Origin of the sequence: Streptosporangium becharense, assembly GCF_014204985.1 — a bacterium.
GTDB classification, from domain to species: domain Bacteria; phylum Actinomycetota; class Actinomycetes; order Streptosporangiales; family Streptosporangiaceae; genus Streptosporangium; species Streptosporangium becharense.
In genome coordinates this window covers 3436805-3450310 of record NZ_JACHMP010000001.1, presented here as the reverse complement: position 1 = coordinate 3450310, position 13506 = coordinate 3436805, and the positions used below count along the sequence as shown (strand labels likewise).

15 protein-coding genes are annotated in these 13506 nt (G+C 70.9%); 10 read left to right on the top strand and 5 right to left on the bottom strand.

The window, feature by feature from the left end; all coding sequences use genetic code 11:
- Window positions 1–162 precede the first annotated feature (162 nt).
- The gene (locus F4562_RS14920) at window positions 163–804 is read left to right on the top strand and encodes a bifunctional DNA primase/polymerase (protein WP_184539466.1); all 642 of its coding nucleotides are present in this window, start codon (window positions 163–165) and stop codon (window positions 802–804) included.
- A gap of 210 nt (window positions 805–1014) precedes the next feature.
- Window positions 1015–2310, top strand: coding sequence for a glutamate-1-semialdehyde 2,1-aminomutase (hemL, locus tag F4562_RS14915; RefSeq protein WP_184537568.1), 1296 nt, complete (start codon window positions 1015–1017; stop codon window positions 2308–2310).
- Window positions 2311–2519: 209 nt separating this feature from the next.
- Here hemL and F4562_RS35845 read toward each other — a convergent pair whose 3' ends face one another.
- Window positions 2520–3008 carry an ATP-binding protein gene (locus tag F4562_RS35845; RefSeq protein WP_184537569.1) on the bottom strand — a complete coding sequence of 163 codons (489 nt, stop codon included), beginning with the start codon at window positions 3006–3008 and terminating at the stop codon, window positions 2520–2522.
- Window positions 3009–3356: 348 nt separating this feature from the next.
- On the opposite strand from F4562_RS35845, the gene F4562_RS14905 reads away from it, so the two are divergent.
- Together F4562_RS14905 and F4562_RS14900 are read left to right on the top strand one after the other, a co-directional pair.
- On the top strand, window positions 3357–4214 hold the full coding sequence (locus F4562_RS14905; protein WP_184537571.1) for a helix-turn-helix domain-containing protein: 858 nt from the start codon (window positions 3357–3359) through the stop codon (window positions 4212–4214).
- Window positions 4207–4413, top strand: a complete 207-nt coding sequence (locus F4562_RS14900) for a DUF397 domain-containing protein (RefSeq protein WP_184537573.1) — start codon at window positions 4207–4209, stop codon at window positions 4411–4413. Before F4562_RS14905 ends, F4562_RS14900 begins: the two co-directional genes overlap by 8 nt.
- A gap of 20 nt (window positions 4414–4433) precedes the next feature.
- Here F4562_RS14900 and F4562_RS14895 read toward each other — a convergent pair whose 3' ends face one another.
- Both F4562_RS14895 and F4562_RS14890 read right to left on the bottom strand, forming a co-directional pair.
- Complete coding sequence (locus F4562_RS14895; RefSeq protein WP_184537575.1) at window positions 4434–5039, bottom strand: Uma2 family endonuclease; 606 nt, start codon at window positions 5037–5039, stop codon at window positions 4434–4436.
- Between the two features lie 33 nt (window positions 5040–5072).
- Window positions 5073–5984 carry an EamA family transporter gene (locus F4562_RS14890; protein WP_184537577.1) on the bottom strand — a complete coding sequence of 304 codons (912 nt, stop codon included), beginning with the start codon at window positions 5982–5984 and terminating at the stop codon, window positions 5073–5075.
- A 74-nt stretch (window positions 5985–6058) separates the two neighbouring features.
- Here F4562_RS14890 and F4562_RS14885 point away from each other — a divergent pair, with 74 nt between their 5' ends.
- Complete coding sequence (locus F4562_RS14885) at window positions 6059–7009, top strand: LysR family transcriptional regulator (RefSeq protein ID WP_184537579.1); 951 nt, start codon at window positions 6059–6061, stop codon at window positions 7007–7009.
- A gap of 156 nt (window positions 7010–7165) precedes the next feature.
- Here the strand turns inward: F4562_RS14885 and F4562_RS14880 are convergent, their stop codons facing one another.
- Entirely contained in the window at window positions 7166–8032 is an 867-nt protein-coding gene (locus F4562_RS14880; protein ID WP_184537581.1) for an EamA family transporter, read from the bottom strand.
- Between the two features lie 127 nt (window positions 8033–8159).
- Here F4562_RS14880 and F4562_RS14875 point away from each other — a divergent pair, with 127 nt between their 5' ends.
- The 5 genes from F4562_RS14875 to ccsA all read left to right on the top strand — a co-directional run bounded on the left by F4562_RS14875 (window position 8160) and on the right by ccsA (window position 13123).
- Complete coding sequence (locus F4562_RS14875) at window positions 8160–8798, top strand: histidine phosphatase family protein (RefSeq protein WP_184537583.1); 639 nt, start codon at window positions 8160–8162, stop codon at window positions 8796–8798.
- A 56-nt stretch (window positions 8799–8854) separates the two neighbouring features.
- Window positions 8855–9427, top strand: coding sequence for a TlpA family protein disulfide reductase (locus tag F4562_RS14870; RefSeq protein ID WP_184537585.1), 573 nt, complete (start codon window positions 8855–8857; stop codon window positions 9425–9427).
- Window positions 9428–9560: 133 nt separating this feature from the next.
- Window positions 9561–10295, top strand: coding sequence for a cytochrome c biogenesis CcdA family protein (locus F4562_RS14865; RefSeq protein WP_184537587.1), 735 nt, complete (start codon window positions 9561–9563; stop codon window positions 10293–10295).
- Between the two features lie 34 nt (window positions 10296–10329).
- Window positions 10330–12144, top strand: coding sequence for a cytochrome c biogenesis protein ResB (gene resB, locus F4562_RS14860; RefSeq protein ID WP_311733798.1), 1815 nt, complete (start codon window positions 10330–10332; stop codon window positions 12142–12144).
- Window positions 12134–13123: a cytochrome c biogenesis protein CcsA gene (ccsA, locus tag F4562_RS14855; protein WP_184537589.1), complete on the top strand. Its 990-nt coding sequence runs from the start codon at window positions 12134–12136 to the stop codon at window positions 13121–13123. Before resB ends, ccsA begins: the two co-directional genes overlap by 11 nt.
- A 79-nt stretch (window positions 13124–13202) precedes the next feature.
- Here ccsA and F4562_RS14850 read toward each other — a convergent pair whose 3' ends face one another.
- A complete protein-coding gene (locus tag F4562_RS14850; protein WP_375782451.1) occupies window positions 13203–13502 on the bottom strand; it encodes a PLDc N-terminal domain-containing protein in 300 nt (99 codons plus the stop codon).
- Window positions 13503–13506 lie beyond the last annotated feature (4 nt).

Here is a 13506-nt window from a genome sequence, read left to right as displayed (position 1 = left end):
TTTGCCGCTTGGTGGCGAACGCCGTGCGTTAGAGTGCGAGGACCGGTGCGGATGTGTCCCAGGTGACGAGACCCTGGGGGTTTTGACATCTCCGCTGACCATGGTGTGGGCATGTCTTCGTATCCGGTTGGCACCCGGGATGCGCGAATGACGGAGGACACGATGGTGGGGGTACCGCTGGTTCGACGCAGCAGGCGGCGTGCGCATCCGAAACAGGCGATCGGTTCGGTGCTCCAGTACGCGGCCCTGGGCTGGGCGAGCTGCCCCGGCGCCCGGCCGCTGAAAGGCGGTTCCCGTGCCTGCTCCTGCGACCGCGTCGGCTGTCCCGACGCGGGTGCGCACCCGCTCTCGCGGGCCTGGCAGATGCAGGCGACCACCGACCCCGCCCTCCTCACCCTGTGGTGGCAGCACGAGCCCGAGGCGAGCGTGATCCTGCCCACCGGCCGGGTCTTCGACGTCTTCGACGTACCCGCCGCCGCGGGGCGAGCCGCCCTCGCCGCCATGGACTCCGCGGGAGTGACACCGGGCCCGGTCGCCGACAACGGCGACCGGGTCCTGTTCTATGTGGCCACCCGCAACACGGCCGAGGACGAGGACGAGTGGTGGTCCTGCGCTCTCGACTTCGGCCCGGCCACGATCGAGGAGATGCCGGGGCTGCGCTGGCACTGCCGTGACAGCTACGTCCTCGCCCCGCCCTCGCTCCTGCCCGGCGGCGGCTCCGCCACCTGGCTCCGCCCCCCGGACGGCCGGCCGTTGCCCGACCCGCTCCGCGTCCTCGACCGTCTCGCCGACGCCTGCGAGTAGCCGCCGGGGCCGGCTGGACCTCCGGCGCGTGCGGCCGTCGACGGCCGCGGCACGACATGCGAGATCCTCTCATGCGGGTGCCCGCCCAGGCGGATGGGCACCGGTCAGGGGCCGTCATGGCGGCCTTCACCACATGAGAGAGCCGACCCCTGACATGCGGCGTCGCCGCCGGGGGCCGAGGCGCCCGTCCCCGTGACTACGCTTGGGGACGTGAGCCGTACTGAGAACTCCGAGGGTCTGTTCGCCCGCGCCCGTGAGATCGTCCCGGGAGGCGTCAACTCCCCCGTCCGCGCCTTCGGCGCCGTAGGCGGCACGCCGCGTTTCATGGCCTCCGGCCAGGGCCCGTACATCACCGACGTCGACGGCAACCGCTACGTCGACCTGGTCTGCTCCTGGGGGCCGATGATCCTGGGGCACCGGCACCCCGCCGTGATCGAGGCGCTTCAGGAGGCGCTGCGCGACGGCACCTCCTTCGGTACGGCGACGCCCGGCGAGGTCGAGCTCGCCGAGGAGATCGTCGCCCGGGTCGAGCCGGTGGAGAAGGTCCGCCTGGTCAGCTCCGGCACCGAGGCCACCATGTCCGCGGTGCGCCTGGCCCGCGGCTTCACCGGCCGCTCCAAGGTCGTCAAGTTCGCCGGCTGCTACCACGGCCACGTGGACGCCCTGCTCGCCTCGGCCGGCTCCGGTGTGGTGACCTTCGGGCTTCCCGACACCCCCGGCGTGACCGGCGCCGCCGCCGCCGACACGGTGGTCCTGCCGTACAACTCGGTCGAGGCGGTCACCGAGGCGTTCCAGACGTTCGGCTCCGACATCGCGTGCGTGATCACCGAGGCGTGCCCGGCCAACATGGGCGTCGTCCCGCCGCTGGAGGGGTTCAACGCCAAGCTCCGTGAGCTCTGCACCGCGCACGGCGCCTTGCTGATCATCGACGAGGTGCTGACCGGCTTCCGGGTGTCGGAGGCCGGGTGGTACGGCCTCGATCCGGTCGACGCCGACCTGATGACCTTCGGCAAGGTCATGGGCGGCGGCCTGCCCGCCGCCGCGTTCGGCGGTCGCGCCGACATCATGGCCCACCTCGCCCCCGAGGGGCCGGTCTACCAGGCGGGCACCCTGTCGGGGAACCCGCTGGCCTGCGCCGCCGGTCTGGCCACGCTGCGCGCCTGCGACGAGGGCGTCTACGACCGGATCGACGCCGCCGCCCTGGTCATCGGCCGCGCCGCCGCCGACGCGCTGGCCGCCGCCGGGGTGCCGCACCGCCTGCAGCGTGCCGGGAGCCTGTTCTCCATCTTCTTCACCGAGGAGCGGGTCACCGACTTCGCCGTCGCCCAGACGCAGAACACCGCCGCCTACCGGGCGTTCTTCCACTCCATGCTCGACCAGGGCGTCTACCTGCCGCCGTCGGCCTACGAGGCGTGGTTCCTGTCGGCCGCCCACGATGACGAGGCCCTGTCGCGCATCGCCGAGGCCCTGCCCGCCGCCGCCAAGGCCGCCGCCCAGGCGTCCTGACCGCCTCCCGGGCTCCTTCGGGGTGGCTCGGGCGTCTGTCGGGGTCCTCCGCGGAGGGCGAGGAGGATCCCGGCGGTTGACGCGTCGGCCGGGTCTCCGGAAGGGTTCCGTGTCCGGTGTTCCGTGTCTGTGTCCGGTGTCCCGGGTCCCGGGTCCGTGTCCGTCTTCCGCAGTCCGTTCCTGCCGCCCGTCGTGCCTGAGCTGTACCGTCATGCCGTCCGGAGGCCGGCCACCCGGAACCAGACCGCGTTGCCCGTGCCGACGCCGTGGTGGGCACCCCATCGGGCGGCGATCGCCTCGACCAGGTGCAGGCCGCGTCCGCTCTCGCTGTCGGCTCCGGTCGCGCGGAGGAAGGGGATGCTGCCGGGCGATCCGTCGTCGATGACCTCGGCGTGGACCATGCCGCCGCCCAGGCCCAGGCAGACGGTCACCGACCCGCCGGGGGTCCGCCCGGAGTCGGAGTGGACGACGGCGTTGGTGACGACCTCGCTGAGCAGCAGCGTCACGTCGTCGAGGACGGGGCCGGGGGTCCGTCCGGCGAGCAGGTGACGGGCCCAGGCGCGGACGGCCGCCACCGTGCAGGGGGTCGCGGGGAACTCGGCATGGCCGAGGGGGCGGAGCGTGGCCCAGCGCGCGGAGGCGGCCCGCTGGTGTTCGTACCGGCAGACGGCCTGCCCACCCTGCCCGTACGCGCTCACGCGAGCACCGCCGAGGAGTTCGTTCCGGGCCCCGCCGGATTCTGTCCCGGCCAGCGGGGCGGAAATTTCCTTTGTGGGTCATGAAGGCTCATAGCGTTTCTTTCCTTCCAGGACGTGGCATCATTCCGCGCGCCCGTGAGCGTCGGTGAATAGCTTCAGGCCGCGAAGACGGAGAAAAAGAAATTTTTGCGGCATTTCAGACATCACCGTCAGCTATGGGTGGGCACGGAGAGTGACGACTGTGCAATGATGTTCCCGAGCGGTGCATTCTGTCAATGCACTGTGCAGTTCTTAATTAATCTGGGTATCCCTGGAGCGAGAGAATCGCGGTTCCGCCACACTGGGCACATGTCACCGACATACAGCCCGACTGTCAGGCTGCGACGTCTGGCCCGTGAGCTACGCAAGATGCGAGAGAAAAGCGGACTGAGCCCGGAAGAGGCCGCAGCGCGGCTCGGCTGGAGCCGCAGCAAGGTGAGCCGGATCGAGACGGGGCGTACACGTGCAAGCTCCACCGACGTCGCCAGTGCTTGCGACCTGTACGGTGCCGGCTCCTCGGTCCGCGCAGGGTTGGTCCAACTCGCGAAGGAGGTACGTCAGAGAGGATGGTGGACCGCCTACGCCGACGTGTTCACCGGCTCCTACATCGGTTTGGAGGATGAAGCGGCCCTGATCTGTCAGTGGGAGGTGCAACTCGTTCCGGGGCTACTGCAGACCGAGGATTACGCCCGCACAGTGATCACTGCTGGGAGGCTCGCGTCGTGTGACGTCGAGGACGTGCACCGGCGGGTCATGGCTCGAATGGCACGGCGCACACTGCTCAACCGGCCCGATGCGCCGGAACTCCATGCGGTACTGGACGAAGGAGTGATCCGCCGTCCGATCGGCGGATCCGAATTGATGCGCGATCAATTGACGGCCCTGCTGATCGCTGCTCGGCGCCCCAACGTGACGATCCGGGTCCTGCCCTACAGAGTGGGAGCGCATGCTGGGCTGGAAGGGGCCTTCACCGTTCTGTCCTTTGCGGAAGAGGTCGATCCCGATGTCGCCTACGTAGAAGGTACGGCTGGTGACGTATACGTTGAGAGCTCGGATCAAGTAGATCGCTATAAAATGGCATTTGTACGCATCCGTGATGCGGCTTTGTCCCCGGAGGCGTCCATGAAACTGATTGCCGAGGCGAAGGAACAGCTGTCCTATGACTGATCTGGAGAACGCCGTCTGGCGCAAGAGCAGCCGGAGCGGTAGCGGCAACAACTGCGTCGAAGTGGCCGGCAATCTGCCGGGTGTGGTGGCCGTCCGTGACTCCAAGGACCCCGGCGGCCCCAGACTGATCTTCTCCCCGGACGTGTGGAGCGCCTTCGTCGGCGGTGTGAAGCGCGGCGAGTTCGACGACCTGGGCTGACCCCGCCCCGTCCCGGACGCCTACCGGGGCAGGGCGGTGAGGTCGATGTCGATCGGGAACGGGACGGGGATGGTCAGCCGGTCGTGGTGGATGCCGGTGAGGGCGTACACACCGGTGGCGGGGTCGAGTTCGTAGACGTAGACGACGGGGGATCCGCCGTTGTTCTCCACCCGCCAGAAATGCGCGATACCCGCCTCGGCGTACCGGGACGGCTTGGTCTTGCGGTCGCGGTCCTCGGACTCGGGGGAGACCACTTCGACGGCGAGACGCACCTCGGTGGGGACGTAGAAGGTCCGCTCGTCGTCCTCGACCGCCGCCGCGTCGACGACCAGCACGTCGGGGCAGGGACGCATCCGGTGTCCGAGCTTGACGTCCATCTGGGTGACCGCCGCCAGATCTTCAGGAACCTGAGCGTTCAGGACGACCCGGAGACCGAACACCACGCGCTCGTGGAAGCGCGTCTGGGGAGCCGTGAAGACGAGGGCTCCGTCGATCAGCTCGACGTGCTCGAAGAAGCCTGGTTCGCCGCCGGGTCCCTCGGCCGGAAGGTGATCAAGGTCGTCGGCGGCCCATCCCCGGGGAGGTGGTGACGGCCAATGGTCGAACGCGGCACGTATGTCGGTCACCACGACATCCTCCCCGCCACCCTGGGTGATCGCCTAGATCTTCTCCGTTTCCCGCGCCGCGTTCTCCTGGGACGCGTCCGGGGAAGGCGAGAAGGGCGCCGGAGCGCGGCGCGGGCGGGTCCCCGCGTACAGGACGCCGGAGAGGATCAGCAGGGCGGCGACGAGCTTGAGCGGGGAGGTCGGCTCGCCGGTGAACAGGGCGGCCGAGGACATCCCGAACACCGGCACGAGCAGCGAGTACGGGGCGACCAGTGAGGCGTCGTAGCGCTGGAGCAGGAAGCCCCAGACGCCGAAGCCGCCGAGCGTGGAGATCAGCGCCACGTAGAGCACCGACAGGCTGCCCGCCACCGAGAACTCCAGGTCGGGGACCCCCTCCACCGCCAGGGACAGGGCCAGCATGGGGAGGGCCGAGACCGCGCTGAGCCAGACCATGAAGCGGAAGGAGTCGGGCGGGGCGGCCTTCCTGACCGCGATGTTGCCCATGCCCCACAGCAGCGCCGCGCCGACGACCAGCAGGAACGCCCCGACGGGACCGCCGGTGCCCAGGTCGACGGCGACCAGCGCGAGTCCGGCGAACGCCACCGTCATGCCGGTGACCCGGCGGGCGGTGATCCGTTCCCCCAGCAGGAAGACCGCCATGATCACGGTGAAGACCGCCTGCACCTGGATGACGAGCGAGGTGAGCCCGGCGGGCATGCCCGCCCGCATGCCCAGCAGCAGCAGGGCGTACTGGCCGCAGCCCAGGGTGGCCGCGGCGGCCAGCACGTTCCGCCAGGGCACGCCGGGGCCGCCGACGAACAGCAGCGCGGGGAAGGCGGCCACCAGGAAGCGGAGCGCCACGTAGAACAGCGGAGGGAAGTGCTGAAGCCCGACCTCCATGACGACGAAGTTGAAGCCCCACACGGCGGCCAGGCCGATGGCGAGCAGGAGGTGCCGGGTACGCATGCGTCTATCCTTGTTTGCCATCTTATTTCAGTACAAATTAGATTTCCTGGAGATATTAGTTTAGACTTGCTTACATGTTGGATCTGAACCGGTTGAAGGCCCTGCACGCGGTCTCCGTCTACGGTTCGGTCGGCGCGGCGGCCGAAGCGCTCATGGTGACCCCGTCGGCGGTCTCCCAGCAGCTCGCCAAGCTGGAACGCGAGATCGGCGCGACGCTGCTGGAGCGCAACGGCCGCGGTGTGCGGCTGACCGACGCCGCCGGGCTCCTGGCCGACCACGCCGGACGCATCCTCGCGCTGGTCGAGACCGCCGAGGCCGACTTCGAGGCGTTGCGCGGCGAGGTCGTGGGGCGGCTGAGCATCGGCGCCTTCCCGACGGCGGCCCGGGGCCTGCTCCCCGGCGCGTTGACCCTGTTGAGAGACCGCCACCCCGACCTGCACCTGCAGCTCATGGAACGGGAACCGGAACGGCAGGTCCGCGAGGTGATCCGCGGTGAGCTCGACCTCGCGGTGGTCCAGGACTGGATGAACCGTCCCATGTCCATCCCCGAGGGGCTCTCCCGGGCACAGTTGCTCGACGACATCGCCGACGTGGTCCTGCCCGCCTCCCACCCGCTGGCCGGTCGGCCCGAGGTCGAGCTGGCCGAGCTGTCGGGGGAACGGTGGATCAGCTCCTCGCCCGGCACGGTCTGCCATGACTGGCTGGTCTACACGCTGCGCTCGGCCGAGCTGGAGCCGGAGATCGCCTGCATGGCCGACGAGTACCCGACGCAGATGGCCCTCGTCGCGGCCGGTCAGGGGTGCGCCATCATCCCCCGTCTGGGCCGCGGCCCCCTCCCGGCGGATGTGCGGGCCGTCCCGATCAGGCCGCGTCCCACCCGCAAGCTCTACGCGATCTGGCGCAGCGACGCGGCTCGCCGTCCGGCCATCCGCGCCGCGGTCGACGCGCTGAAGACGATCGCCGCCGGTCTGCCGTCCTCCACCCCGGACCTGCCGTCCCCCACCCCGGATCTGGCGGTCCGCTGAGCCGGAGCTCCGTACGGCCGCCTCGGTCCGCCCATGTGCCGTGGGCTCCGTACGGCCGCCTCGGTCCACCCGGGTGCCGGGGCTCCGTACGGAGGTCCCGGCCCGCTCATGAGCCGGTCGTCCCGGCCCGCCCGTAGGCTCGGGCGGCGGTCGCGGTCAGTTCAGGGCGATCGTCACCACACCGGCGACGATGACCCCGGCGGCCAGCAGGCGGCGGGGAAGGTCGCCCTCGGCCAGGAGCCTGCCGCCGAGCACCACCGCGATGAGCACGCTGATCTCGCGTACCGGAGCCACCGAGCTGATCGGCGAGAAGGTGAAGGCGATCAGCATCAGCAGGTAGGAGAACGGGCCGAGCACGGCCGCACCCAGCACCCGCACCCGGTGTTCCCGCCAGGTCGGCGTGATCAGGCCGCGGCGTCGGGTGGTGAGCACCGCCGGGGTCATGACGACGGAACGGCCCAGCTCGCCGAGGTAGTTGAGCATGAGCGGCGCCACCCCGAAGGCGCTGACGGCCTGCTTGTCCCACACGGTGTAGGCCGCTATGCACACCCCGACGGCGAACCCGAACCCGATCCCGGTCAGGTCCCGGCGGGTGGGCCGGCGGGTCGCGCCGAGCAGGAAGACGCCCGTCCCGACCAGCAGGATGCCCGCCACCCCGGCCGGGCCCGGCCGCTCACCCAGCAACACGACCGCCACCAGACTGGCCAGCAGCGGCCCGGTGCCCCGGGCGATCGGGTAGACCATCGACAGGTCGCCGTGGCGGTAGCCGCGTTGCAACAGCATGAAGTAGACGACGTGGACAGCGGTGCTCCCGGCGATCGCCGCGAGGCCGGCCGGGGTGGGGAAGGTGCCGCCGAGAAGCAGGTAACCGGCCGCGACCGGGGCCCACAGCACCGTGGACGCGGTGACCACCAGCCAGACGAAGACGACGTCGTCGGCATGGGCCGCCTGCTTGCTCATCAGGTTCCACGAGGCGTGGGCGACGGCCGAGGCCAGGGCGAGTGCTAGGGCTAATGAACTCATGAGGCGTACCTTTTCCCCGGGATCCTCCCGCGGCAAGATCCAAATCCTCCACGCCGGATCAGGAAGGGCTGGGGCAAAGAGGACCGCCTGCACCGTTTCCCGTACCAGTCGGTAGGCTGACGACACCATGGCTGAGACCACCGTCGTCCACCTCCTGCGTCACGGGGAGGTGCACAACCCCGCCAACGTCCTGTACGGCAGGCTGCCCGACTATCACCTGTCCGAGAACGGCAGGCTGATGGCCAAGACAGTCGCCAAGTCGGTCGCCGGACGCGACGTGACCGCGTTGTTCTCCTCACCGCTGGAGCGGGCCCAGGAGACCGCCGCCCCGCTGGCGGAGACCTTCGGCCTGGAGGTCACGCTCGACGAGCGCCTCATCGAGGCCCAGAACATCTTCGAGGGACTGCCGGTCGGCGGCGGCGACGGGGTGTTCCGCAACCCGCGCCTGTACCGCTACCTGTGGAACCCGCTCCGCCCTTCCTGGGGGGAGCCCTACAACCACCTGGTCCGGCGGATGCGGGCCGCGGTCGTCGCCGCCCGCGACGCGGCGCGCGGGCACGAGGCGATCCTGGTCAGCCACCAGTTGCCGATCTGGACCATCCGCCTGGCGGCCGAGGGCAGGCGCCTGCCGCACGACCCCCGGCGCAGGCAGTGCGGCCTCGCCAGTCTCACCAGCTTCTGCTTCGAGGGCAGCCGGTTGGTCAGCGTCGGGTACAGCGAGCCCGCGGCCGCACTCGTCAAACGCCCCACTGTGCCGGGCGCCTGATCCCGCCGGTAGAGTGACTGCTCTACCGGTTGTAGTACAGAGAGATCCTGCCACCCATGCGCGCAAAGTTCCTCGCAGCGGCCTCCGTGCTGCTCGTCGCCGTGGCCGGGTGCGCCGGAGCCCCGGGGTCGCAGCCGCAGACCGGCGACACCCGGTTCATCGCGGGCGACGGCAGGATCACCCTGTTCCAGGCCGCCGACCGCGTACCCGCCCCCGCGGTGGAGGGCGAGACCCTCGACGGCGGCACCGCGACGCTCGCCGCGCACAAGGGCAAGGTCGTGGTGCTGAACTTCTGGGCGTCCTGGTGCGCACCGTGCCGGGCGGAGGCGCCGGTGCTCAAGGAGGTCGCGGCCAAGACCAAGGCCGACGGGGTGGAGTTCCTCGGCATCGACTTCAAGGACCGCAAGGCCGACGCGCTCGCATTCGAACGCAGCCAGGCCCCCGGCTACCCCAGCATCTTCGACCAGCCGGGCAGGGTCGCGCTCTCCTTCCAGGGCACGGTTCCCCCGGCCGCCATCCCGTCGACCCTGATCATCGACCGGCAGGGGCGGATCGCCGCGCGGGCCCTCGGCGCGGTCAAGTATCCCGACCTCCTCGACGCCGTCACCAAGGTCGGTGGCGAGAAATGACGGGACGCCGCCTCTCCAAGCATCGCCTCTCCGGGCATCGGCTCTCCGGACGGTGCGTCTCCGGACGCCGCTTCTCCGGACGCCGCTTCTCCGGACGCCGCTCGCCGCGGCTCCGGGCGACGGCAGGCCGGCGGTGAGCGCCGACCTGGCGGGCACCGTCGCGAGCGGGTCGCTGGCGCTGGCGCTGCCGATCGCGGTCGCGGCGGGCCTGGTGTCGTTCCTGTCGCCCTGCGTGCTGCCTCTGGTCCCCGGCTACCTGTCGTACGTGACCGGGATGAGCGCCGACCCCCGGCGGGGACGCATGGTGCTCGGCACCGTGCTGTTCGTGCTGGGCTTCGCCGTCGTGTTCGTGGCCGGCGGCGCGCTGTTCGGGGGGCTCGGCGCGGCGCTGTTCGGCAACGCCGAGCTCATCACGCGGGTGCTGGGTGCGCTCACGATCGTGCTGGGGCTGGCCTTCATGGGCGTCGTCCCGGGGTTGCAGCGCGACTTCCGCATCCACCGGGCCCCGGCCGCGGGTCTGGCGGGGGCACCGCTGCTCGGTCTGGTGTTCGGCCTCGGCTGGACCCCTTGCATCGGGCCCACGCTCGGGGTCGTCCTCACCCTGGGCCTCAACGAGGGCAGCGCCGGACGCGGAGCGCTGCTCGCGTTCGCGTACGCGCTCGGCCTCGGGCTGCCGTTCGTGGCGGCGGGGATGGCCTACAGCAGGGCGTTGCGGACGTTCAAGGCGGTGCGCCGGCACTCGCAGCTGATCACCCGGATCGGCGGCGTCATGCTGGTCGCCGTCGGCGTGTTGCTCGTCACCGGGCTCTGGGCACAGCTCGTCGCGGGGATGCAGGGGTGGATCGGCGGATTCGAGCCGGTGATCTGATGGACACGCCGAACCAGGTGGGAGGGAGCGAGCGGTGAGCGGAGCCGATCCCGATGCGACGACCGGCCGTCCGGGGCGCGGCCGGGTGACCGATCTGGCCGGACCCACCGATCCCGCCGACCAGGCGCAGGCCGCCTCCACCGGGCCCGCCTCCACCAGGTCCGGCCCCGATTCCACCGGCACCGCCCCCGCCGCGACCGACTCCATGGCGACCGATTCCATGGCGACCGACTCCCCGACAACCGATCCCACCGGGCCCGCCTCCACCGAGCCCGCCTCCGCCGGGACCGGGCCGGTCGGGCTCGGGACGGTCGGCTGGGCACGCTGGTTCTGGCGGACGCTCACCTCGATGCGGACCGCGCTCATCCTGCTGTTCCTGTTCGCCCTGGCGTCGATCCCGGGCTCGATCTGGCCGCAGCGCGGCGTCTCCGACGCCAAGGTCGCCCAGTACTTCACCGACAGCCCGCAGCTCGCCGAGTGGCTGGACAGGTTCTGGCTGTTCGACGTCTTCAAGGCGCCCTGGTTCGCCGCGATCTACCTTCTGCTGTTCGTGTCGCTGATCGGCTGTGTGCTGCCCCGCACCACGGCCCACCTGCGTGAGCTGCGCAGGAAGCCGCCCGCGGCGCCTCGCAACCTGTCCAGGCTGCCGCAGCACGCCTCCTTCGCCGCCGATCTCACCGTCGAGGCCGTCGCCGCCCGGCTGCGCGCGAAACGGTTCCGGGTGACCACGGGCCCCGGCTGGGTCGCCGCCGAGAAGGGATACCTGCGCGAGACCGGCAACCTGCTCTTCCACGTCGCCCTGGTCGGGCTGCTCGTCGCGATCGGGATGGGCGCGCTGTACGGCTACCGCGGCAACGTGCTGGTCGTCGAAGGCGAGGGGTTCGCCAACACGGTCGCCGCCTACGACCGCTACATGCCCGGCCAGCAGGTCAGCGCCGAGTCCCTGAAACCGTTCTCCTTCACCGTCGAGGACTTCCGGGCCACCTACATCGCGCAGGGTGAGAAGACCGGCCAGCCACTCGACTTCGAGGCCGCGCTGAAGGTCGTCGACGCGCCCGGGGCGGCCGAGCGTGACTACGTGCTCAAGGTCAACGAGCCGCTGGACGTCGACGGCACGCTGACCTACCTGATCGACCACGGCTACGCGCCAACCTTCAAGATCACTGATGGTAGCGGTCAGGTCGCCTTCGACGGGCCGGTTCCCTGCCTGGTCGTCCAGCCCGCCACCTTCACCTCCGAATGTGTGATCAAGGTGCCGGACGCCCGGCCGGAGCAGCTCGGCCTGCTGGTCGGGTTCCTGCCGACGACCGTCCCGGCGGGCGACGAGTGGGTCTCGGTCTTCCCCGGCGCCGCTAACCCGACCGCCCAGGTGTACGGGGCGTTCGCCGGTGACCTGGGCCTGGACGACGGGCGTCCGCAGTCGGTCTACGAGATCGACCCCGAGCGTCTGAAGAAGATGAAGCCGCTGGTCATGAAGGCCGATCCGCTGGCGGTGGGCAAGAAGCTCGACCTGCCGGGCGGGGCGGGCTCGATCGAGTTCACCGGTGTCAGGGAGTGGATCGCCCTGCAGATCGCCTACGACCCGGGCCGGATGCCCGCGCTGGTGGCCTCGGTCGTGGCCGTCGTCGGGCTCGTGCTGAGCCTGACCGTCCACCGCCGCCGGGTCTGGGTGCGCATCCGTGACGCGGCCGACGAGCCCGGCGGCCCGGCCGCGGAGGACGGCCGCCCCGAAGGCGCCCTCCGGCAGGTTGAGGTGGGCGGCCTCACGCGTACCGAAGGCGGCGATTTCAGCGAGGAGTTCGCCGGGATCGTCTCCGCTTTGAACCCAGGAGTGAAGGATGCCCGCTGAGGTCAACCCGAGCCTCGCCACGCTGAGCGACCAGCTCATCCTGGCGACGGTCCTGCTCTACGTCTTCGCGATGGTCGGCTATGCACTCGACCTGGCCTTCGGCCGGCCCCGAGCCCGAGCCCGGACGCGGACGCGGCCCGTGCCCGCGCTCGCCGCGGTCGGCGCAGGTGCCTCCCCGGCATCCGCCTCCGGGACGGACCCGGACGCCGCGGACCGGAGCACGGAGGAGGCCGCCGGGGCGGCGCCTCCGGTGTGGGCGGTGTGGGCCGGACCGGCGGGGGTCGTGCTGAGCTGGCTCGGCTGGGCCGCCAACCTCGGGTCGGTGCTGACCCGGGGACTGGCGGTGGGCCGCTGGCCGTGGGGCAACATGTACGAGTTCGTGGTCGCGATGTGCCTGGCGGCGGTGAGCGCGTTCCTGTTCATGCAGCTCCGCTACCGGATCCGCTTCCTCGGCGCCTTCGTGATGGTCGCCTCCGCGCTGGGGCTCGGTTTCGCCGTGCGGTACCTGCATGTGCAGGCCGGGCCGGTGGTGCCCGCGCTGAACTCCTACTGGGTCGCGATCCACGTGTCGGCGGCGATCATCGCCAGCGGGCTGTTCATCGTGGCCGGCGTCTCCGGCGTTCTCTACCTGGTCCGCAAGGACACCTCGGTCCGCCTGCCGTCCCGGCAGGATCTGGAGCGGGTCGCGCACCGGGCCATCGTGATCGGCTTCCCGATCTGGACCTTCGCCGTCATCGCCGGCGCGCTCTGGGCCGACAAGGCGTGGGGCCGCTACTGGGGCTGGGACCCCAAGGAGGTCTGGGCGTTCATCACCTGGATCGCCTACGCCGCCTACCTGCACGCCCGGGCGACCGCGGGCTGGAAGGGCCGGGCCGCGATGATCGTGCAGCTCGTCGCCTTCGCGTGCCTGCTGTTCAACCTCGTCGGGGTGAACATCTTCCTGGGCGGCCTGCACTCCTACGCCGAGGTTCCCGGCTGATCCTCCGGGAGGACAGCGGCCTGGCGGAGGAGACCGGCCGGCGGGCCGGGGCCTCCGCGGGCCGGCCCGGCCGCCCGCGTCAGTCTTCGTCGCGCAGGCGCCGGTCGAGCTCCTTGAGGAACTCCGGGTCGTCGTCGGGGCCCCGGGGAGCCTCGGGCCGCGACAGCCCGTCGTCGGAGAACAGCGAACCGGGGCGGCGGGGACCGGACGGGCGGCCCAGCAGCAGCCAGAACGCTCCTCCGACGGGGACCAGCAGCACCACGATCAGCACCCAGAGGAGCTTGGGCAGGTTTCTCGTTTCCTCGTCCGGTGTGGTGATGGCATCGAACAAGCAGTAGAGCCAGAAGGCGAGCAGCGCCAGACCGACAAGCAGGGGCATGCCC

What these genes read in the sequence shown, in the direction of transcription:
- F4562_RS14885 (WP_184537579.1), top strand. Translation starts at nt 6,059, where the DNA reads ATGTTGGATCTGAACCGGTTGAAGGCCCTGCACGCGGTCTCCGTCTAC.
- F4562_RS14875 (WP_184537583.1), top strand. Translation starts at nt 8,160, where the DNA reads ATGGCTGAGACCACCGTCGTCCACCTCCTGCGTCACGGGGAGGTGCAC.
- F4562_RS14850 (WP_375782451.1), bottom strand. Translation starts at nt 13,502, where the DNA reads ATGCCCCTGCTTGTCGGTCTGGCGCTGCTCGCCTTCTGGCTCTACTGC.
- F4562_RS14905 (WP_184537571.1), top strand. Translation starts at nt 3,357, where the DNA reads ATGTCACCGACATACAGCCCGACTGTCAGGCTGCGACGTCTGGCCCGT.
- F4562_RS14870 (WP_184537585.1), top strand. Translation starts at nt 8,855, where the DNA reads ATGCGCGCAAAGTTCCTCGCAGCGGCCTCCGTGCTGCTCGTCGCCGTG.
- ccsA (WP_184537589.1), top strand. Translation starts at nt 12,134, where the DNA reads ATGCCCGCTGAGGTCAACCCGAGCCTCGCCACGCTGAGCGACCAGCTC.
- F4562_RS14890 (WP_184537577.1), bottom strand. Translation starts at nt 5,984, where the DNA reads ATGCGTACCCGGCACCTCCTGCTCGCCATCGGCCTGGCCGCCGTGTGG.
- F4562_RS14880 (WP_184537581.1), bottom strand. Translation starts at nt 8,032, where the DNA reads ATGAGTTCATTAGCCCTAGCACTCGCCCTGGCCTCGGCCGTCGCCCAC.
- F4562_RS14900 (WP_184537573.1), top strand. Translation starts at nt 4,207, where the DNA reads ATGACTGATCTGGAGAACGCCGTCTGGCGCAAGAGCAGCCGGAGCGGT.
- F4562_RS14920 (WP_184539466.1), top strand. Translation starts at nt 163, where the DNA reads ATGGTGGGGGTACCGCTGGTTCGACGCAGCAGGCGGCGTGCGCATCCG.